At 65.8% G+C, this 21717-nt stretch carries 17 protein-coding genes; 14 read left to right on the top strand and 3 right to left on the bottom strand.

What is annotated here, in order from left to right; translation table 11 throughout:
* Positions 1-2: 2 nt before the first annotated feature.
* From eccB to ACAG21_RS18270, 9 genes are all read left to right on the top strand, one after another.
* Positions 3-1445 (top strand): type VII secretion protein EccB, encoded by a 1443-nt coding sequence (gene eccB / locus ACAG21_RS18310; protein WP_370497679.1) that lies wholly within the window; start codon positions 3-5, stop codon positions 1443-1445.
* Positions 1445-3730: a type VII secretion protein EccCa gene (gene eccCa, locus ACAG21_RS18305; protein ID WP_370497678.1), complete on the top strand. Its 2286-nt coding sequence runs from the start codon at positions 1445-1447 to the stop codon at positions 3728-3730. The genes eccB and eccCa overlap by 1 nt, the downstream gene beginning before the upstream one ends.
* Positions 3727-5481, top strand: a complete 1755-nt coding sequence (eccCb, locus tag ACAG21_RS18300; RefSeq protein ID WP_370497677.1) for a type VII secretion protein EccCb — start codon at positions 3727-3729, stop codon at positions 5479-5481. The genes eccCa and eccCb overlap by 4 nt, the downstream gene beginning before the upstream one ends.
* 276 nt (positions 5482-5757) lie before the next feature.
* Positions 5758-6999: a PPE family protein gene (locus ACAG21_RS18295; RefSeq protein WP_370497676.1), complete on the top strand. Its 1242-nt coding sequence runs from the start codon at positions 5758-5760 to the stop codon at positions 6997-6999.
* A gap of 88 nt (positions 7000-7087) precedes the next feature.
* Positions 7088-7399 carry a WXG100 family type VII secretion target gene (locus ACAG21_RS18290; RefSeq protein ID WP_370497675.1) on the top strand — a complete coding sequence of 104 codons (312 nt, stop codon included), beginning with the start codon at positions 7088-7090 and terminating at the stop codon, positions 7397-7399.
* Positions 7400-7442: 43 nt separating this feature from the next.
* Positions 7443-7736, top strand: coding sequence for a WXG100 family type VII secretion target (locus ACAG21_RS18285; RefSeq protein ID WP_090597907.1), 294 nt, complete (start codon positions 7443-7445; stop codon positions 7734-7736).
* 100 nt (positions 7737-7836) lie between these two features.
* The gene (locus ACAG21_RS18280; protein WP_370497674.1) at positions 7837-9708 is read left to right on the top strand and encodes an AAA family ATPase; all 1872 of its coding nucleotides are present in this window, start codon (positions 7837-7839) and stop codon (positions 9706-9708) included.
* A complete protein-coding gene (eccD, locus tag ACAG21_RS18275; RefSeq protein ID WP_370497673.1) occupies positions 9705-11273 on the top strand; it encodes a type VII secretion integral membrane protein EccD in 1569 nt (522 codons plus the stop codon). Before ACAG21_RS18280 ends, eccD begins: the two co-directional genes overlap by 4 nt.
* Before the next feature lie 101 nt (positions 11274-11374).
* Positions 11375-12109 (top strand): hypothetical protein, encoded by a 735-nt coding sequence (locus ACAG21_RS18270; protein WP_370497672.1) that lies wholly within the window; start codon positions 11375-11377, stop codon positions 12107-12109.
* 72 nt (positions 12110-12181) lie between these two features.
* On the opposite strand, the gene ACAG21_RS18265 is transcribed toward ACAG21_RS18270, so the two are convergent.
* The 3 genes from ACAG21_RS18265 to ACAG21_RS18255 all read right to left on the bottom strand — a co-directional run bounded on the left by ACAG21_RS18265 (position 12182) and on the right by ACAG21_RS18255 (position 17303).
* Positions 12182-14434 carry a hypothetical protein gene (locus ACAG21_RS18265; RefSeq protein WP_370497671.1) on the bottom strand — a complete coding sequence of 751 codons (2253 nt, stop codon included), beginning with the start codon at positions 14432-14434 and terminating at the stop codon, positions 12182-12184.
* A 191-nt stretch (positions 14435-14625) separates the two neighbouring features.
* Entirely contained in the window at positions 14626-16104 is a 1479-nt protein-coding gene (locus ACAG21_RS18260; protein ID WP_370497670.1) for a hypothetical protein, read from the bottom strand.
* Between the two features lie 479 nt (positions 16105-16583).
* Positions 16584-17303 (bottom strand): FkbM family methyltransferase, encoded by a 720-nt coding sequence (locus ACAG21_RS18255; protein ID WP_370497668.1) that lies wholly within the window; start codon positions 17301-17303, stop codon positions 16584-16586.
* Between the two features lie 163 nt (positions 17304-17466).
* On the opposite strand from ACAG21_RS18255, the gene ACAG21_RS18250 reads away from it, so the two are divergent.
* The 5 genes from ACAG21_RS18250 to ACAG21_RS18230 are packed head-to-tail and all read left to right on the top strand — an operon-like array spanning position 17467 to position 21714.
* Positions 17467-18435 carry a TauD/TfdA dioxygenase family protein gene (locus ACAG21_RS18250; protein WP_370497667.1) on the top strand — a complete coding sequence of 323 codons (969 nt, stop codon included), beginning with the start codon at positions 17467-17469 and terminating at the stop codon, positions 18433-18435.
* A 13-nt stretch (positions 18436-18448) separates the two neighbouring features.
* Complete coding sequence (locus ACAG21_RS18245; RefSeq protein WP_370497666.1) at positions 18449-19291, top strand: DUF6065 family protein; 843 nt, start codon at positions 18449-18451, stop codon at positions 19289-19291.
* A 14-nt stretch (positions 19292-19305) separates the two neighbouring features.
* Complete coding sequence (locus tag ACAG21_RS18240; protein WP_370497665.1) at positions 19306-20280, top strand: hypothetical protein; 975 nt, start codon at positions 19306-19308, stop codon at positions 20278-20280.
* A 13-nt stretch (positions 20281-20293) separates the two neighbouring features.
* Positions 20294-20941, top strand: coding sequence for a hypothetical protein (locus tag ACAG21_RS18235; protein ID WP_370497664.1), 648 nt, complete (start codon positions 20294-20296; stop codon positions 20939-20941).
* A complete protein-coding gene (locus ACAG21_RS18230) occupies positions 20938-21714 on the top strand; it encodes a hypothetical protein (protein WP_370497663.1) in 777 nt (258 codons plus the stop codon). Before ACAG21_RS18235 ends, ACAG21_RS18230 begins: the two co-directional genes overlap by 4 nt.
* The last annotated feature ends 3 nt before the right edge of the window (positions 21715-21717 follow it).

Here is a 21717-nt window from a genome sequence, read left to right as displayed (position 1 = left end):
GCATGGCGGGGTTCCGGCTCACCACCAAGGTCCAGGTCAGTGGTTGGCGCTTCCTGCTCCGGCGGTTGGAGCACGCCATCGTCCGCCGGGACACCCGGATGTTCGACGACCCGCTGTCCTTCTACGGTCGGGCGGCGGCGCTGGGCATTGTCATCTCGGTGGTGATTCTGGTGGGCGCCTTGGCGATGGCGTACTTCAAGCCGCAGGGCAAGCTCGGCGGCGGGAACTTGTTCGTCGACCGCTCCACCAACCAGCTGTACCTGATGGTGTCCGGGCAGTTGCACCCCGTCTACAACCTGACATCGGCGCGTCTGGTGCTGGGCAATCCCGCCGAGCCCACCGTCGTGAAAGCCACTGAGCTGGGCAAGTTCCCCCGGGGCCAGACGGTCGGCATCCCCGGCGCTCCTTATGCCACGCCGGTGTCGTCGGACTCGGCGTCGGTGTGGGCCCTGTGCGACACCGTCACCAAGGCCGAGACCATCAATCCGACCGTCCAGACGTCGGTGATCGCGATGCCGTTGTCGCTGGACTCCTCGGTGGATGCCCTGCAGCCCAACGAGGCGCTGCTGGCCTACTACCAGGGCAAGGACTGGATCATCACCTCGACCGGCCGGCACGCCACCGACCTGGCCGACCGCACTCTCACCTCGGCGGTGGGCATACCCGTGAACGCCAAGCCGAGCCCGCTGTCCACTGCCGTCTTCAATGCGCTGCCCGACGGTGGATCCTGGCAACTGACCCCGATCCCGGACGACGGTGCCCCCAATACCCTTGGGCTGCCTGACTTTCTGGTAATCGGGTCGGTGTTCCAGATCCATGCGCAATCGGGGCCGCAATATTTCGTGGTGCTGCCCGACGGCGTCGCGCCCATCAACGCCAACACCGCGGTGGCGCTGCGCGCCGCCCAGTCGCACGGGCTGGTCGAGCCGCCGTCGGTGGTTTCGAGTCTGGTGGTCAGAATCCCCGAACGTGTATACAACTCACCGCTGCCCGACCAGTCGATCAAGATCGTCAACCGGCCGAACGAACCGGTGCTGTGCTGGACGTGGGAACGCAAGCCCGGCGAGCAGAATGCCCGCACAGCGGTGGTGACCGGTCGGCATCTGCCAGTGCCGACGTCGGTGATGGGCCAGGGCATCAAGCAAATCCAGGGCCCGGCAACGGTTTACATCGACGGCGGCAAGTATTTGCAGCTGCAATCCCCTGATCCCCGGTACGGCGAATCGTTGTACTACGTCGACCCGCAGGGCGTGCGGTACGGGATCTCCGACCCGAAGGCGGCTGCCTCGCTGGGCCTGCAGTCGCCAAAGCCCGCGCCATGGGAGATCATTCGTTTACTGGTCGACGGTCCGGTGCTGTCTAAAGAAGCTGCCCTGCTCGAGCACGACACGCTGCCCGCCGACCCGAGCCCGCGAAAGTTACCCGCAGCGCCCGGAGCTGGTTGATGTCAACACGGAAGTTCACCCCATCGGTAACCCGCGGTCCCCGCTTGACGCCGGGCGAGATCGCCGTCGTACCGCCTGAGGACCTCGGTGTCGATGTCCCGCCCAGCTTTGTCCAGCGGGTCATGCCCTACGTGATGGGTGTGTGCATGCTCGGCATGATCGGCATCATGGTGTTCACCGGCACCAAAGCGCTGTCTCCGTACATGATGATGACGCCGCTGATGATGATCATGATGTCGTTGAGCATGGTGGGCGCCGGCGGAGGCGGCGGTGGCAAGAAGGTGCCGGAGATCAATGCAGACCGCAAGGAGTACCTGCGGTATCTGGCGGGGCTTCGCCCCCGGGTGACGTCGTCTGCCACCGCGCAGGTCGCCTTTTTCAGCTATCACGCACCCCACCCCGACGATCTGCTGTCGATCATCGGCACACCCCGGCAGTGGTCGCGACCGGCCAGCGCCGACTTCTACGCGGCCACCCGCATCGGCATCGGTGACCAGCCGGCGGTCGACCGGCTGATGAAGCCGTCGGTCGGCGGTGAGCTGGCGGGCCCGACCGCGGCACCGCAGCCGTATTTGGAGCCGGTCGCCAACATGTGGGCGGTCAAGTTCTTGCGCACCCATGGCCTGATCCATGATTGCCCAAAATTGTTGCAGCTCAGGACATTTCCGACTATTGCCATCGGTGGCGACCCGGCCGGGGCGGCCGGATTGCTCACGGCCATGATTTGTCACCTGGCGGTGTTCCATCCGCCGGACCTGCTGGCCATCCGGGTGCTCACCGAAACGCCGGATGATCCGGAGTGGTCCTGGCTGAAATGGCTTCCACACGTGCAGCATCCGACCGATACCGATGCGGCCGGGCCGGTCCGGATGATCTCCGCTCACCCGGAAAGCCTCTCCGATCTCGCCGCCCGCGGCCCGCACTCACCGGATTCGACGCCGGGCGGACCCTACGTCGTCGTCGTGGACCTGACCGGCGGCAAGGCGGGAGTCCCGCCGGACGGCAGGGCCGGCGTCACGGTGTTCACCCTGGGCAACCATCGCGGCTCGAACTATCGGATCAGGGTGGCGGCGGACGGGACGGCCGACGACCGGCTGCCCGGCCAGCAGTTCCGCCAGGTGACGGCCAGCACCGACCACATGTCGGCGCCGCAGGCGGCGCGCATCGCCAGAAAGCTGGCCGGGTGGTCGATCACCGGCACCATCATCGACAAAAAGGCCAGCACCGGGGGCACCAAGAAGAAGGTGGCGACCGAGTTCTACCAGCTGGTGGGCGCGAAAAGCGTCGAGGACATCACCCCGGCGCGTTGGAAGATGTTCGCCGACAAGGATCTTGATCGCCTCAAGATCCCATTCGGTCACCAGCTCAAGACCGGCGAAATCATGTCACTGGACATCAAGGAGGGTGCCGAATTCGGGGGCGGGCCGCACGGCATGCTGATCGGAACCACCGGGTCCGGAAAGTCCGAGTTCCTGCGCACCCTCATCCTGTCGCTGGTATCGATAACTCACCCCGACCAGGTGAACCTGTTGCTCACCGACTTCAAGGGTGGCTCGACATTCCTGGGCATGGAAAACCTTCCGCATACGGCGGCGGTCATCACCAACATGGCCGAGGAAGCCGAGCTCGTCGGCCGGATGGGTGAGGTGCTGACCGGCGAACTGGACCGCCGGCAGAATTTGCTGCGCCAGGCCGGGATCCAGGTCGGCGCGACCGGGGCACTGTCCGGTGTGGCCGAATACGAGAAGTACCGCGAACGCGGCGCCGACCTGAAGCCGCTGCCAACGCTTTTCGTCGTCGTCGACGAGTTCGCCGAGTTGCTGCAAAGTCACCCGGACTTCGTCGGGCTGTTCGACCGGATCTGCCGCGTGGGCCGCTCACTGCGGGTGCATCTGTTGCTCGCCACCCAGTCGCTACAGACCGGTGGAGCGCGTATCGACAAATTGGAGCCCAACCTCACTTACCGGATCGCATTGCGCACCACCAGCTCTCACGAATCCAAGTCGGTGATCGGCACGCCCGAGGCGCAGTACATCACCAACAAGGAAAGCGGCGTCGGGTTCTTGCGGGTCGGCATGGAAGACCCGGTCAAGTTCAGCACGCTCTACACCGGTGCCACCTACGTTCCGCCGGCGCGCACCGAGACCAACGGCGAGGCAGAAAAAGTCGACGGCGCACGACCCGGCCCCCGGGCAATGCAAATTCGGCAGTTCACCGCGGCGCCGATTCTCGAAGACCTCGAAGACGCGGCGGCACCGCCCGCTCAGGGCGGAGTGCCGGTATGAGCACCGAGGCCAAAGGGAAACCGCTGAGCGAGGTGATCCTGGACCAACTCAGCACCGTCGAGTCGCGGGCATACAAGATGTGGCTGCCGCCGTTGACCCATCCCACTGCGGTCGACGAACTCGTCAAGCGCGCCGAACTACGACCGTTGTACTTCCCACTCGGAATCATGGACGAGCCGCGCCGGCACCTCCAAGAACCCTGGGGCGTAGACGTTTCCGGCGGTGGCGGCAACATCGGCATCGGCGGGGCGCCGCAGACCGGGAAGTCCACGCTGTTGCTGACCCTGATTCTGTCGGCCGCGGTGACCCACACACCGCGACAGGTCCAGTTCTACTGCATCGACCTCGGCGGTGGCGGGTTGATGTATCTGGACAATCTGCCGCACGTCGGTGGGGTGGCCACCCGGTCGGAACCCGATCGGGTCATGCGCGTGATCGCCGAGGTGCAAGCCGTTCTGCGGCAACGAGAAGCCACCTTCAAGGAGCACCGGGTGGGCTCCATCGCGAGCTACCGCGAATTGCGCGCTGACCCAAGCCAACCCGTGGCCGCCGATCCATTCGGCGATGTGTTTCTGGTCATCGACGGGTGGCCGGCGTTCGTCGCTGAATTCCCCGACCTGGAGGCGCACGTCCAGACCCTGGCCGCCCAAGGCCTGTCGTTCGGCATCCACACCATCATCACCACACCGCGGTGGACGGAATTGAAGTCGCGGGTGCGCGACTACCTCGGCACCAAGATCGAGTTCCGGCTCGGTGATGTCAACGACACCCAGCTGGACCGCGCCACCCGGGATATTCCGGCGAACCGCCCCGGCCGGGGCATGTCGATCGAGAAGCACCACCTGATGATGGGTGCGCCCCGACTCGACGGCGTCAACAGCATCGACGGCCTGGTCGAGGCACTCACGGTCGCGGTGAACCACATCGCGTCGCACACCACCGAGGAAGCACCGCGGGTCAGGGTGCTGCCGGAGCGCATCCATCTTTACGAACTGGATCCGGAACCACCCGGGCCGGAGTCCGACTACCGCACTCGCTGGACGATTCCGGTCGGCATCCGCGAGACGGACCTGACGCCGGCCTACGCCCACCTGTACGCGGCGAACCATATCCTGATCTTCGGTGCGGCCAAGTCGGGCAAGACAACCATTGCTCACGCCATTGCCCGCGCCATCTGTGCCCGCAACAGTCCAGACCAAGTGCGATTCATGTTGGCCGACTACCGGTCCGGACTGCTGGACGCGGTGCCCGAAAGCCACCTACTCGCCGCGGGAGCCATCAACCGCAACGCTCAGTCGCTGGACGAGTCGATCAAAGCGCTCGCGATTAACCTACAAAAGCGGTTACCGCCGGCCGACCTGACCGCATCGCAGTTGCGGTCGCGGTCGTGGTGGACAGGATTCGATCTCGTGCTTTTGGTCGACGATTGGCACATGATCGTCGGCGCGTCCGGGGGTATGCCTCCAATGATGCCGTTGGCTCCATTGTTGCCGGCTGCTTCGGATATCGGATTGCACATCATCGTTACCTGCCAAATGAGCCACGCGTATAAGTCGACGATGGACAAGTTCGTCGGCGCCGCCTATGGTGCGGGATCTCCGACGCTGCTGCTGTCCGGCGACAAGGCCGACTTCCCCTCGAGAGAGTTTCAGGTCAAGCGCAGGCCCCCTGGGCAGGGCATTCTTGTGACGCCGGACGGCAAGGATGTCATCCAGGCCGCCTACATCGACCCTCCAGAAGAAGTGCACTGACCACCTGGAGCAGGCGGTTAGGATTATCCCAACGCTCATTACGGGAGCCGGAACCGAAACGCGATAAACCGCGCCGGGGACTGCATTGTGCGATTAGGATTTTCACTGCGACAAAATGGTTTGCGTTTACTCAGAATTTGATATTCGTTCACGTGCAATTCGAGGAGGGCCGGCCAAAATGCGCCCCACCCCGCATTGTTCGAAGAAGCGAAACTTTCACGTAACAGCAGACCCCGAGAACTACCGCACTACACCTCGCACCAAGGGAGACCGAGCATGCTGTGGCACGCTATGCCACCGGAGCTGAACACCGCACGGCTGATGGCCGGCGCGGGTCCTTCGCCGATGCTCCAGGCCGCCGCGGGCTGGGAGGCGCTGGCCTCCAGCCTGGAAGCCGAGGCCGCCGAATTGGCCGCGAGCATGACCGCTCTGTCGGGAGCGTGGACCGGAACCGGCAGCGAGCGCGCGACGGCCGCGGCCGCGCGGATGGTCACGTGGTTGCAGACCGCCGCGGCGGCCGCGCAGAAGCGTGGCATGCAGGCCGCGGCGCAGGCCGCCGCCTACGTGAAGGCGTTGGGAATGACGCCTTCGCTGCCGGAGATCGCGACGAACCACATCACCCACACGGTCCTGACGGCCACCAACTTCCTGGGCATCAACACGATGCCGATCGGATTCAACGAAGCCGACTACTTCGTCCGGATGTGGAACCAGGCCGGCGGCGCCATGGATGTCTACGCCGCCGAGACCGCCGCCAACACCGTCTTCGAGCCGCTTCCCGAGATGTCACCGATCCTCGCACCCGGCATGGACGCCGCCGCCGAAGCCGAGGCTCAGGCCGGGGCGGCGGGATTGCTGAGCACGCTGTCCGACGAAGCCTCCGACCCCGGTAGCTTGGGATCCTCGACTCTGCTCCAGGCGGCCAAGGACGCCGGCGACGACGACCTGACCCCCACACCCTCTGGCGTGAACCAGGTTTCGCAGTTGATGAACGGGCTGGGGCAGCTGAGCGGGCCCATGCAGCAACTCATGCAGCCGCTGCAGCAACTGACGTCGATGGCCGGTCAGTCCGGCGGCATGGGCAGTTCAACGCTGGGCGACCTCACCGTGGGTGGCGGCAAAGTCGGCGGCGAGCTCGGTAAGGGTGGCGCACAGATGGGTCTGATCGGGGCACCGCCGCTGTCGTCGCATCCGCTGCTGGGCGGCTCGGGCCCGAGCGTCGGCATGGGGCTGATGCACGCCGAGCAGCTTCCGGGCTCCGGCCTGAGCGGTCCCCGCACGTCGATGATGAGCCAGTTGCTCGACAAGCCCGGCGCAGTCGTCGCGCCTGCCGGTGCGGGCGCCGGGTCGTCGGCGGGCGCCGGCGCCGCGCCGCTCGGTGCGGGTGCCGGCGCGCAATCCGGCGCCGGTTCCAAGGCCGGGATGGCTGCCCCGGTTGCGCTTGCGCGCGAAGAGGAAGAAGGCACCAACCTCCACTACGACGAGCTGCACGGCATCGACGACGGAGACGACTGGTGAGCAACCACCACAACAGACTTCCCGGCCGCCCGGGCCGGAAGACTTGCCATCACTTGGCGAGGACAGAGCACACAGAAAGTAGTTCAACATGGCAGAAATGAAAACTGATGCCAGTACCCTCAGCGCCGAGGCCGGGAACTTCGACCGGATCGGTGGCGAGCTTCAGGGTGTCATCAAGGGCGTAGAGCACACCGGCAGCGAACTCGCCAGCCACTGGACCGGCCAGGCCGGCTCGGCGGCCCAGGCCGCGCTGCAGCGCTTCCAGGAAGCCGGCAACGCGCAGATCAAGGCGCTCACCGACATTCACGAGAAGATCAGCCACGCCGGCGTCCAGTACCAGCGCGCCAACGAAGAGCAGGCCTCCAACCTGCACTCGACCGCCGGCAACATGGGCTTCTGAGCCCACCTAACCCCTCAGCATCAGAAAGAAACGGAGACAAATCATGTCGGAAGCTCAGTCATGGAATTTCAGCGGCATCGAGGCCGGTGCCAGCTCGATCGCGTCGTCGGTGCAGACCGTTCAGGGTCTTCTCGACGAAGGAAAGCAGTCCCTCGCCAAGCTTGCCGAGGCTTGGGGCGGTTCCGGTTCGGAGGCCTACCAGGCCGTGCAGAACGACTGGCAGACTAAGTCGGACGAACTCAACAACTCGCTGCAGTCGCTGTCGCACACGATCACCGAGGCCAGTGCGGCAATGGCCAGCACCGAGCACGGCGTCAGCGGCATGTTCGGCGGTTAGAACGGCAAACGACGTCGAAACACGGGATCAGGCGAGTTCACCGTACGGGAGAACTCGCCTCTTCTCGTGTTTTCGGCGTCTGAACTATTGAGGGGTTCTCATGGGGGCCGACTACGACCGGCTCTTTCAGCCGCCCGAGGGGGGCGAAATCCCGGATGACACAGCGGATTCGGGGTTCGATATCGACGCCGGCTTCGACGTCGACTCCCCTGCTGCCGCGGCGCCCAAACCGGCGGACACCAAGCCAGATGCCCCGGCTCCGCCGCCGATGCCGGTCGATTGGGACCACCCGGCACCGTCGACCCGACCCGATCCGCAGCGGCCGCCCATGCCGGTGGACTTCAACGAGCAGCCCGCAGCAGCCGAGCCCGAAACCCGCCGCCCGCCAATGCCGGTCGACGAGATCCAGCCACCCCCGGCGGCGCGACCCGGCGCGCAGCGCCCCCCGATGCCGGTCAGCTACGACGAACTCTTCGCCCACCCCGAGGGAACTGAAAACGCAGAGTCGGGAACCGACTTCGAGGTGAATTCGGGCTTCGACATGAGCGCTGCGCCGGTGCCGGCCGGCCCGCCACCACCCAATGGCCACGCGCCGCCGCCGATGCCGGTCGACTGGGAAGACCAACCAGCACCCGCACGGCCCGAATGCCCCCGTCCCCCTGTCGACTGGGCGGACCGACCACCGCCGGCGCGGCCCGAAAGCCCTCGTCCCCCAATGCCGGTCGACCGCAACGACCAGCGCGCGCCGGCCCGGCCCAAGCCGGGCCCGACCCATTCGCCGGGAGGGGCTCCCCCGCCGCCCCGGCGCGCGCGCCCGGCTCCTCGCGATCCCAACGAGACCCAGCGCGGCCCCACGGCCGGCCCTGTCCACCGGCAAGCACCGGATGCCGAGCAGCGCCGCGGCAAGTCTGCTCCACCGCCACGCAAGCGCCCCAACCCGGCCGCACCCACACCTCATCGCGCCCCGCCGCAGATCCCGCCGACGCAACGCGTTGCGGTGCAACCGGATTCGGCCTCAGCGCATCCGGTCGCAGATCAGCCAGGAGCGACTTCGAAGATCGGCGTCAAACCCGCGAAGAAGTCGAAGACCCGGATGGTGTCACGTCGAGGTTGGCGCCGATGGGTCCACAAGCTGACGCGTATCAACGTGGGCCTGTCGCGCGACGAGAAATACGACCTGGACCTACGCGATCGCATTCGCCGCAGTCCCCGGGGGTCGTATCAGATCGCGATATTGGGCCTGAAGGGCGGGGTCGGCAAGACGACCGTGACGGTCGCTCTCGGTTCGGTTTTCGCCCAGGTCCGCCGTGACCGCATCCTGGCTTTCGACGCCGATGCCAGTTGCGGAAACCTCGCCGACCGCGCCGGGCGTCAGTCCGACGCCACGATTGCAGACTTGTTGGCCGACAAAGAGTTAACTCACTACAACGATATCCGCGCACATACCAGTGCCAATGCGGTGAATCTGGAAGTACTTCCGGGCGAGGACTACAGCACGGCACGGCGCGCCTTCAGCGAGGCGGATTGGCACTACGCGGCCGACGCGGTGTCGCGGTTCTACAACCTGGTGCTCGCCGACTGCGGGGCCGGCTTGTTCGATCCGGTCACCCGCGGTGTGCTCTCGACGGCGTCGGCCGCGGTGATCGTGACCAGCGCGTCGATCGACGCTGCCCGGCAAGCCGCGGTCGCGATCGACTGGCTGCGAAATCACGGCCACCGGGATCTGTTGGCCCGCGCGTGTGTGGTGATCAACCATGTGTCGCCGGGAGATACCAATATCGCCGTCACCGAGCTGGCGCGGCAATTCGAGCAGTACGTCCAGCCGGGTCGGGTCGTCGTCTTGCCGTGGGACAAGCACATCGCGGCCGGCACCGAGATCCAGTTAGGCCTTCTCGACCCCACCTACAAGCGTAGGATCCTGGAACTAGCCGCCGCACTGTCCGATGATTTCGACAGGAGTGAACGTCGTTGAGCGCGCCCACCGCTACTGATTCTGCTGCCGGTGCGGGAGCCGCAGCCGCTCCGGCTACCGGAGGCGCGGCCCCGGCCAAACCCTCGACAACGCGGGTCACGATCCTGACCGGGCGACGGCTGACTGATGTGGTGCTGCCCTCTTCGGCGGCGATAGAGACCTATATCGACGACACCGTGGCGGTGTTGGCGGAAATCCTCGGCGAGACGCCCGCGGATGTGCTCGCCGGTTTCGACTTCGCCGCGCAGGGCGCGTGGACGTTCGCCCGCCCGGGCGCCCCGCCGCTGCCGGCCGATCAATCGCTGGATGACGCGGTCGTCGTCGATGGGTCGTTGCTGACGCTGGTGTCGGTCAGTCGCACCGAGCGGTACCGCCCCCTCGTCGAGGACGTCATCGATGCGATCGCGGTACTCGACGAGTCGCCGGAGTTCGACCGTAAGGCATTGAATCGCTTTGTCGGGGTGGCAATTCCGGTCGTAACGATGGCGATGACCGGAATCGGCGCCGTGGCGTGGGTGGCCAACGGACACCATCTATGGTGGCCGGTCGGGATGGGCGCTGCGGGGCTGATTGTGCTGATGGGCAGCTGGGCGGCCAACAAGTTCTACAAGAATCCGAACTTGTCGGAGAGCCTGCTGGCGACCGCGTTCCCGCTGATCGTGGTGGCCGTAGCGATGGCCATTCCGCGCCCGCGCGGCATGACCAGTTCGTTCGGGCCGCCACAGCTCGCCGCCGGCGCCGCGGCGGTGCTGTTCTTGACGCTGATCACCCGTGGTGGGCCCCGCCACCGTACCGAGCTCGCGTCGTTCGCCGCGGTCACCTCGATCACGCTGACCGCGGCCGCCTTCGCCTACGGGTACGGCTGGCAGCAGTGGGTCCCGGCCCTGGCGATCGCGTTCGGATTGTTCACCGTAACGAACGCGGCCAAGTTGACCGTCGTCTTCGCACGGATCGCACTGCCGCCCATCCCGGCACCCGGCGAGACGGTGGACCACGAGGAATTGCTCGATCCCATTGCGGGCGAAGAAGTACCCGAAGACAAAGAAACCCGGACCTGGCAGGCCATCATCGCGTCCGTACCCCATTCGGCCGCCCGGCTGACCGAACGCAGCCAGGTCGCAAAGCAGCTGCTGACCGGTTTCATCACGGCCGGCACCCTGGTTCTCGTTGCCGGTGTCATCGGGGTCCTGGTGCGGGGACACTTCTTCGTGCACAGCTTGGTGGTGGCCGGACTGGTCACGATCATGTGCGCGTTCAGGTCTCGTCTCTACGCCGAGCCTTGGTGCGCATGGTCACTGCTGGCAGCCACGGTCGCCATTCCCATCGGGGTGACCATTCGGTTGAGCATCTGGTATCCGACGAGCGCCCGCTGGTTCGTGCTCATCCTGTTGGTGACGGCCCTGGTCGCGCTGACGGTGGTCGGCGCGGCGACCGGGATTCGCCGAATCACGCCGGTGATGAAGCGGATGCTGGAATTGTTCGACGGCGCCGTAGTCGCGGCGATTCTTCCGTTGCTCCTGTGGATAACCGGCGTCTACGACACCGTCCGCAATATCCAGTTCTGAGCAGGATGCGGCCGCCGTGTGCCGGGCAATATTGCTGCAGTTGGCCTGCGGCTCCTTCGGTAAAATTTGTCTGACAGCCGGCACATAAAGGGAGCCGAACGATGACTGAACCACTGGTGGTTGATCCCGCCCGTCTCAAGGCTGCGGGCGCAGCCGTTCGCGACCAACAGCTACCCGCGGCCCCGCCCCCGATGACCGCGCCCGGGAGCGATTCGGTGTCGGCCGCGATCAACCAGACGTTGCCAATCATCGAATCACCCGTGCTGAAGGGATTGCCGGAAGCCCAAGCGGCCCTTACCAATACGGGCTCGAAGATCGTCACGGCAGCCGACATGTACGCCCAGACCGACCAACGGCTCGGCGAGAACGTCAGCAAGGTGCAGTTTTTTGCTGCTTCCGAACCCGGTGGGACGGACCAACCGCCAAGTGCGTCCAAGCTGCTGGGCGCCCAGACAAACGACAAGAAGACCGACGACAAAGACGGCAAGAAAGACGACAAGAAGCCGCGCCCGACGACGCCGACCGACCTCAGTCAGTTCGCCGCGATGGGTCAGGCGGTGCAACCTCTCTCCCAGGGCCTGCAGACGGTCATGTCGACCGCGCAACAGGCAGGCAGTGGCATGGGAAGCGCGACGCCGGCGAAGCTGGCCGACGACACCAAGAAAGACGAGACCACCAAGCCCGACGACGCACCGGCCGGCGAATCGCGACTGGTCGACGCAACAACGAAGGACACCGACGGCGCCGCGTCGGGCACGGCGGGCTCCGGTAGCGCTCCCGTCGACGCACCGGCGGCCGGCAGCCCAGGGACGACGCAGTCCGAGATCGGGATCTAAGCGACTGTCGCCGTTGACCTTTCGGGCCCGGGCTCTTTCGCCCGGGCCCGGTTCTTTTGGCTGATAGTCCGGCTACGCCGGTGCGAGCACGGGCGCCTCAGCCAAAGCGGCATTGACCAGCTCGCCGATGTACTTCCAGTACATCCAGTCGGCGACCGCGGTGCGTTGTTCGTCCGGGTCGATCGTAGTGTGCGCTTCCTTCAGGAGAACCTCTTCGGCGTGCGCGGCGTAGGCCTGGAACGCCTGCAGGTGCGCAGCCTGGCGGCCGCTCGCATCGCTGGCCATGGGCTTCATCACCTCGAACCACAGCATGAAACGATCGTCCGACGGTACGCCGGCGGCTGGTGCGCCGGCGTCGGCCGACGGGAGCGGCATCTGGGCGAGCAAGTCACCCATTCGCACCCGCCCCGGGCCCGGGGTGACGAGCACGTCCGCGGCCTCGGGCTTGACCACTTCGGCGGATTCGGGCTGCGGTTCCGGCAACGGTTCGGGCTGCGGCTCCGCCGCCGGCTCGGCACCCTCCGGAGGCGGCGGCAGCAGGTCGGCCAAGCGCGTGTCGGGTGTGGCGGCCAGCCGTTCTGCCGCTTCGGAATCCACGACCGCCAACCGGGGCCGGCCGATCATGTCGCCGGTGTCCGGGATGTCGTCGGGTTGCAGGACAATGGTCGCCACCCCGGCATCGGAGTTGGCTAACTGCTCTTGGGTGCCGATGACCGCCCGCAACTCCATCTCGTGGTGAGCCGCCCAGCCCTGCACGGCCATCACCGGATAGGTCGCCCAGCGCGCCCGCTCGCCGGCGGGAATCGTCTCGTCGGCGCTGGCTAGGTAAACCTTCTCCGGCAACTCCACCCCGTCGGGGATGTAGGCCAGGCCGTAGCTGTTGGCTACGACAATCGCTCCTTCGGCGGTCACCCCGGTCACCCAGAAGAACCCGAGGTCGGTACCGCCCATGTCCGGCGCGTTGAGCGCGGCGCCGATACGGCGGGCCAACTGCAGCGGATCGGGCCCGGCGCGACGGGCCGCGTCGGCGGTCGCGGCCGCGGCCAGTGCGTCGCGTTCGATGCGTGCTGCCGAAACCGGAATGGCCGCGGCCGTCGTCACGATGGCTTCGCCGACCTCGGCGCGGTCGGGATGCATCGGTTGCGCTCGGGGCTTGCTCTTGCCCGAACCCCGGGCGGTAGCTGCCGGTCGCGAACTGGCCGATTTGTCGGCGGCCGCTTTCTCCGCGGCTGGGGCGCCCGACCTCCCGCCAGGCCCACCGCTGCCACCAGACCCGCCCGCTCCACCGGCACCGCCGGCGCCCATCGGGCCGGCCGGCACACCACCTGCGCCGGCATGCGCGCCTGCCGCTTCCTCGCCGGGCGTGACCGATGCCGGCATCACGCCGGGCCCCGACGCCGCAGCAGGCGTCACGCCCTTGGGTCCGCCGGCCGCCGGACCCGCACCGGGCTGTGGCAAGCCGGCCGCCGGACTCAACGGCACCGCGGGAGCGGCCGGGCCCAGCGGAGCCGCCGGGGTGACGGGCCCGGACGGGGCAGGCGTCGGCACGGGTCCAACCGGAGACGGCCCCGGGGTCGGCTGCAGACCGCCGCCGCCATCCAACGGGGGCGTCAGCGGTCCCAGCCCGCCACCACCCGGAGTCCCAGGCGTAGGTCCGCCGCCACCCGGGGTCTGCGGATTTAGCCCCCCGCCCCCCGGAGTGACAGGCGCCGGCGGTGGCATCGGCCGCGGGAACGGCGACGGTGACGGGGTGGGACCATCCGGGATGTTGACCGGCGGTGGTGTCTTCTGGTCGAGCAGATCCTGCAGCGCGTTGGCCGGCGGCTTCCACGACTTGCTCACCATGATCTGCGCGGCGGTGCCGTCGACGATGCTGACGTTGGCTCCGAGCGTGGTGGTGACCACCGCGTTGATCTGCTGGGTGCGCTCGGCTTCGTCCAGGCTGGAATCCTTCTCCAGGCTCTCGATCGTCCGATGCGCCTCGACCACGTTATCGATGACGTCCGACTTGGCCTGCACGACTGTCTGGGCAACGTATTTGTGCCAGGTAATCACGGTGGCGAGACCGTTCTGCAGCGTCACCAATCCATCGATCAGCGTGCCGAGTTGGCTGTTGGCGGCAGCGGCCGCGCTACCCGACCAGGATTCGGCGTCGAAGAGTTCGGCCCGCTGCGACTGGCAGGCCTCCAACACGTCGGTGACCTGCCGCAGCACCTGGAGGTACTCCTGGGCGCGGTCGTAGTAGGCCTGCTCATCGACGTCGGGCCACCCGCCCGGGACGAGCATCTGCTCGGCATATCCCCCGGTTGGCTTCGCGAGGCCCATCAGCTACTCCTCCGCAAGGCGGGGCGCACTGCATCGATGCCGCCAATCGCGTGGGCGATAGCGGCTAGCAGGTTGCCGGACATCATGAGTAATAAGCGTAATCGAGGTTGCGACAGGCTAACTGCGCCAAAATTCCGGCTCGTCGACGACCAAATAAGGTGCGTCAATCGAGGTCGGACCGTCGCTTCGAGTCATTGCTTTTCCGACGGGCCCTTGCGCGGACGATTGCCGATCACGCCCTCGGTCCATGACCGCTCCTCGGTGTAGAGGGCGTCCTCGTCGGCTCCGGGTATGCGCTTGCCCTTGCCGCCGCCCTTATCACCGTGCCCGCCCATCGGCATGCCACCCATCCCGCCGCCCGCACCGCCGGCGCCCGGGAGCCCCTTGCCCAGGCCCGCGGTAGCCGGCCCCGGGGCTGCCGCCGCAGCCGGGCGCGACGACGCTTCTCCCGCGCCGGCGGCATCTTGCAGCGGCATCTTCGGCATGCCGCCCATGCCGCCGACGGACGCCGGTTTGATGCCTCCCGCGCCGCCCTTCGGGGCACCTTGCTTCTGCATCGCCTTGTCCACCAGCGCCTGCGCGTCCGGGGTCGGCGGTGTTTGCGGAGTGCCGCCGCCCAGCCCCGTCGGCAACGTCGGCATGGCCGGCATCATCGGCATGTTGGCCGACGGATCCGTGGGAAGGTTGACATCAGGGACATCCGGAACGTCGGGAAGGTCGGCCGGGTCGGGTATGACAAACGCGCCGAACGGTGCGGTCGGGTTCGCCGGAGCCAGCGGAATTCCGCCGGTCGACATATAGGTCTGTATGGCGGTCTCGGACCTTTTCTGCAGGTTCTTGTACCAGTCCATGGCCATGTACAGGTATGGACTTTTGTTCTGGACGTAGTTCCGGTACCAGTAGTCGCACTGTGACACTTCGTAGGACGCGGGGTGCTCACCGTCTTGACCCCATTGCACGGGGTTACCGGGATAACTGCCCGTTGGTTTGACCTTGTTGTGCGCGTCGGCGACCATCTGCGCCTGCTTGGCCAGCGTCGTGAACTGCGTAACCATGCCGAAGATCCACTGCTTCTGTTGCGTGAAATTCGACTCGACGGACGCCCTCGCGTCGCCCTCCCAGTTGACGAACGGGCGGAAGCGGTAGGCGAGCTGCTGAAATTTCAGCTGGTAGCTGTTCCACTCCGTGGCGAACGCCCGGAACGCCGCCCCCTGGTCGGGAGATTCGATATCCGTTGCCGCCTGTCTCACCTCGTAATAGGGGTATTGGAACGGCGGTGGTGGCGGGGGCGGGGGCGGCGGTGCCGGGATGTAGTCCGGGTCGCACATCAGCGATACCTTGTCGTTCGCCGACACCTTGGCCGACGATCCGCCGGACGTCCCGTCCATATTGATCGCGTTGATGCTGTCGGCTGCTCCCTCGTCGGCCTCCTCGTACGCCTTGGCCGCGTTCCGTAGCGACTTCGCCAGCGAACTCCATTCCCGCTGGCACGCTTGGACGTACAACCGCAACGAGTCGGCGTTGATCGCGATTTGCACGGCAGCATCGCGGACAAATGGAAGAGCGCACGGCGCCTGCGGGTTGCCCACGGGCATCTTCGGCAGCGGCGCCTCGATTTCGTCGGCCCGTGCCATGAGTTCTTGGTATTCGACGTTGACCGTCTGCGTCATATCGACTCATTCTCCTCGTGCCCGAGCCACTGTGCTGGGTAGCCCACTTCCCTGGCAGCACCGGCCCGATCAACGAGCTGCGAGGCCAAAGGATGCCAATTCTGTTGTGCCGCTATTTTGTTCGTTCGGCGCACGTCGCGCGGCGACGCTGTCGCCTGAAGCGGGCGACCCGCATCGCCGTCGCGCCCAGCAGCACGATGCGATGCAATCACCGGCCACCTCTTTCGTCTTGCGAGGACATGCGGCGGTGCGGCGGTGCTCCGACCACGACCGAATGCAATCGTAATGCACCAAACAGGGCCCTCGTGCACCGATTTCGCACCCGATCATTTGCGGCTCTTGCGGTTTCGCTGGGCTGTTTTTCGAGACAGCAACCGGCGTGGGCTCGACGGCGTTCGGATTCAGGGCGCCGACACCGCCCGTTAAGCTCGAGTCGCCTGTCATTTACCCGCAGTCCATTTCCGCGGGCCGGTCGGCCGTCAATCGTCGCCGCGGAAAAACACGCCATCGGCTTGCAGCACTTGGCCTGTGCGGATGTCGGTGAAACCGGGCACCAATCCCTTCAGCATGAAACCCAACGAGTCCATCAGGTCGAACGCCTCTTCGGTCAGCATTCCCCCGTCATAAAGGGGTTCGAACGACAGCTCTAATTCGATGCCGACACAACGGTCGTTGACGGTTGCGATGCCGCCGGCGATCACCTGTTTCTCGAACCCCTGGACGTCGATTTTCAGGAACGCCACCTCGTTTGGCGTCAGGACTTCCGAAGCGACCGAGTCGAGCCTGCACACGGTCACTTCCTCGGTGCCGATGTAATTTGCCCTGGGGAACACGTCACGATGTCGTTGCAGCATCGGCAGGATAGAGCTGCTTTCGCCCGCGTTGCCCGCGACATTCATCGAAATCGCGCCGTCGAAATCACCCAGCGCACAGCGCCGGCAATCCCACCGCGGGAGCTTCGAGGCGCCGCGCTGCAAGCGGGCAAACGGCCCGGAGAGGGGTTCGAACGAAACGATGCGGCCGCCGAAATCCGCCTCACGCAGCCGGCCGGCGTACTGGCCGGAATTGGCACCGACATCGAGAACGACGTCGACGCCCCGAAATTTGAGTTCACCCACGAATCTGCGCCGCCAGTCCAATTCGGAATGGTAATTCATCACCTCCTTCTCGGCCCGATTCGCGATCCAATACAAACCCATTGCGCAACACTAACATTGGTCAATTCGGGTCACTGTGTGCTCGCGACGAGCGGTACCCGCGGTCGGCGTCGTTATCCTCGAATCGCGATATGCCCCGGGAGGGGGCATCGATAGGTATATTTCGCATCGCCACGCCCATCCGCAATCAGGAAGGACCGCCGCGATGGTAAGGCCGGCAGAAATCGCGCTGACCGTCACCAAATTGGGCACCCACATTGGCGCGCGCATCGATGGGGTGCGGCTCGGCGGTGATCTCGATGCGGGCGTGGTAGCTCAACTGCACGCGGCGCTGCTGCGTCACAGGGTGATCTTCTTCCGGGATCAGCACCACCTCGACGACGAGCTGCATTTCGCCTTCGCCAAGCGGCTCGGCGCGCCCATCCGGGTGTTCGGCGCCAATGCGATTCCCAATGGCCCACCCGGGGTGTCCCTGGTCGACTCGCAACGGGGCAAGGCCACGCGCTGGCATACCGACCACACGTTTACCCTCAATATCCCGAGGGCCTCGATACTGCGTGCGGTGACCCTGCCCAGCTACGGCGGATCGACGTTGTGGGCGTCGACCGCGGCGGCCTATGCGTCGCTGCCGACGCCGCTGAAACACCTCACCGAAAACCTCTGGGCGCTGCACAGCAGCAACCGCTACGACCAGCTCGGCTACGTCGAGGGGGTGGGTGCCGTGTTGACTCCGGGTGGAACCCCCACCCCGTACCACGCGCTGGCAGACACCAACATGCTGAGCAACCAGCTGCAGGCCGCGCGCGACGAGGAAGCCACCTTCCGGGTCGAACATCCGGTAGTGCGGGTGCACCCCGGGACCGGCGAGCGCACGCTGCTGCTCGGGCAGTGGGCGCGCGGATTCATCGGCCTCGAGCATTACGAGTCGCAGACGCTGTTCGAGCTGCTGCAACGGCGTATCACGTTGCCGGAGAACACTATCCGGTGGGATTGGCAGCCGGGCGACGTCGCGATATGGGACAACTACGCCACCCAACACCGCGCGGTCGACGACTACGACAACGAGTATCGCCTCATGCACCGGGTCGCGTTGATCGGCGAGGTCCCGGTCGATATTCACGGACGACGCAGCCGGCAACTCAGCGGTGGGACACCCGAATCGATTACGGATTAGGAAGCAAAATCTCATGTCAGCGCAGGCGTCCGGCGGTACCGAGCTCACCGGGAGCGATCGCGAACTCATCGCCTACGAGCTGCACAGCGGGCACGGAATCGAGTTGATTCCCGCTCGGCGCGATCGCGGCTGGATGGACTCCACGCACGAGCGATTCGCCAATCGTTGCCTGCCGCTGCTGATGGCCAACCAGGCCGGTTGGCTGGTGATGAATACTGCGCGCGTGCGGGCGCGGTGGAATGGCGGGGCGGGCCGGGACTGCGTCGAGTTCGACTACGGTGACAGTGCGCCGACATTTCGGCCGGCCAGTCACTTCGGGCACGGGATCATCACCTGGAGCCTGCCGTTCCTGTTCCACACCCCACCCGGTTTCAATCTGCTGGTCCGGGGCCCGGCCAATCGCCCGAAGCACGGTATTGCAGCTCTGGAAGGACTCGTCGAAACCGACTGGTCGCCGGCGACTTTCACACTCAACTGGAAGTTCACCCGGCCCCGGGTCTGGGCGACCTTCGACGAGGACGAGCCGGTCGGCATGCTGGTACCGCAACGGCGCGGCGAGCTCGACGAATTCGAGCCGAAGATGGTGTCGATCGCGGCGGCGCCCGACGCGTTGCGCACCGCGTATCACACCTGGTGGCAGAATCGCCGCGCGTTCAATACGGATCTGCAGTATCCGGGGTCATTCGCTCGCCAGGCGGGTTGGCAGAAGGACTACTTTCGCGGCAAGCTCCCCGACGGTTCGGCGGCACCCGATCATGAAACCCGAATGCGTTTACGGCCTTTCACGCGCGTCGAGGCGGAGATCTGCGGATGGCCGATTTCGACCCTGGTCACGTGCCCTGACCGTACCCGTTGACGTTCCGATAATTCATGGGCCACCGCGAACTCGACGACTGGACGCCGATCCGGCTGGATTTCTCCGGTCCGGCCCCGGCGCTCTGGTGGGCCGATCTGTCGGCCGAGCGGTTCACCGATCCCTTCTTCGACCAAACCGTCGCCCGCTGGGAATCCGGCCCGAGCGCGCGGCCGTTGATACGCACCGGGCTCGACGAGCTCGAGAGTCTCGACGGGACAGCGTCGCTCGATCCGGCGGGCATGATCTTTCATCTCTCACGGTGCGGATCAACCCTGGTGTCACGGCTGCTCGGCACCCACCCCGGCCTCGTCGTGGTGGCCGAGCCGGCACCGCTGAACTCGCTGCTCGGCCTCAATCCCGCCCACGTCGACCCGGCCGTCCTGGTGAAGACGGTGCGGCTGCTGGTGCGGGCGCTCGGCCGCCGCCACGGCGACGATCGCCAACTCGTGCTCAAATGCACCAGCTGGAACATCGTCCGCCGGGAGGTCCTTGCCGAGGCGTTCCCCGACACTCCGTGGATCTGGGTGCAGCGAGATCCGGCGAGCGTCCTGGCCTCGCTTCTGGCCGAACCGCCGGGTTGGTTGCGACCACAGGCCGATCTCGTTAAAGCCGCGCAGCTCTTCGGGATTGATCCGACTTTGGTGCCGACGATGGAACGTGCCGAGTTCGCGTCCCGCGCCCTGGCGGCAATGCTCGAGGCGGCGGCGGCGCAACCGGCCGGACGGCTTGTCCTCGATTATGCCTATCTGCCCGAGGCCGTATGGGCGTGCGCGGCACCGCATTTCGGGATCGAAACCAGTGCGGGTGTGATCGCTCGGATGGCCGAACAATCCCGGCTCTACTCGAAGGACCCCACACCTCGGCCTTTTGCCGGCGCCGGCGCCGAAGACCGGCCGGTGTCTGGCACGACGCGAGAAATTGCCGAGCGATTTGCCGGACCAGGGTATCGCGGGCTCAACAGCGTGGCCTTGACCCGAGACGGGGGCTGACGAAATGGCGTTGTTGAGTGCCGACGTCGCTCTGGTGAGCCTCGGCATGTCGTGCCAGGGAGCAATCCAACTGCAGGTGCACCGCGCGCTGGTGGCCCACATCGTCGGATCCGCGGCCGTCATCAAACGCACACCATTCGACTGGCTGATCTGCCCGCCGGCGACCGCGGCGACCATGATTGCCAGCGATCGGTACTACCCCCAGCACGCCGCCGAGTTGGATTGCTGCCCCGAAGCGCCGCCGCGCTGGCCTGCCGTGGGTGACTGTTATTTCTGGCACGAGCCGAAAAGCCTTGCCTCCTGCCCTGACTCATTCTCGGCCAAGTTTGCGCACACATCGCAGACGCTCAGAAGCGTCCGCGAATTCACCCGCCGGATATTCTTCGTCGCCAACACCCAGGACAACCTCGCCGATGAAGTTCAGGCCGTCGCCGCCATCCCTTACATCTTCACCGACGAGGCGATCGACCGCCTCGCCGCGGCTGTTTCACAACGCTTTGATGCGGCGCTCTATGTGGTGTCAACTCCGACGCGCCACGAACTTACGACGCCCGCCAACCTGGACCGGCTGCTGCTGATGGATATCACCCCGGGGATACGCGGCTCGGATTCGGATTGGGCCGAGGTCTTTCGCACCATGCTGCGGCGGTCGATGGCATGAAACTCGACATTCACCTGCAGACCCACTCCGACATCAGCGTGCACGGTGCGCACCGCTACGTCGATGCACCCAAAAATGAGATCCTGCTCCGCTGTACGCAATCACTGGTCACGTCGATCAATCACGCCGAGGGCGACATCATCTTGCGGGTCTTCGACGACCACTCGTCGCGCGAAGTACTGGCGACGCTGCACCGGATACTCGAAACATGCAGCCATCCGGTCGAATTCATCGCACTCGACGATCGCGGATACAACGCATCCTGTCTCTCTTCGTTCTCCAGAGCGCGCGACGACGGCCGCGAACTCGTGTATCTCGTGGAAGACGACTACCTGCACACCCCCTCCGCGATCCAGGAGATGCTCGACGTCCACGTGCTGCTGCGGGACAAGCTCGGCAGCGGTGAGGTCGCGCTGCATCCGTATGACGATCCGAAGAATTACTGGAGCCCGATATTCAGCCGGGAGGACTGTCGCGTCGTATACGGCACCAAGAGGCACTGGCGCACCAACACGCACACCACGAATACCTGCTGGGTAGAGATCGAGACGCTGCGCCGAAACTGGGAGTTGTTCGAGCTGCTCGCCCGCTATTCGAGCACGCCGTATGGCCAGCGGCACCACATCTTCGAAGCGTCGACGATCAACAAGATCTGGCGCGAGCAGGTCACCCTGTATACCCCGATCCCCTCACTGGCACTTCATCTTCAGTACGAGGAACACAAGGACCCCTACCTCGACTGGCGCCAATGGTGGGCGGCCGCGGCCTATTGAAGC

Source organism: Mycobacterium sp. pR1184 (genome assembly GCF_041287235.1).
Classification (GTDB): domain Bacteria; phylum Actinomycetota; class Actinomycetes; order Mycobacteriales; family Mycobacteriaceae; genus Mycobacterium.
The sequence above is the reverse complement of the archived record's forward strand: the minus strand, read 5'-3'. Positions and strand labels throughout refer to the sequence as shown.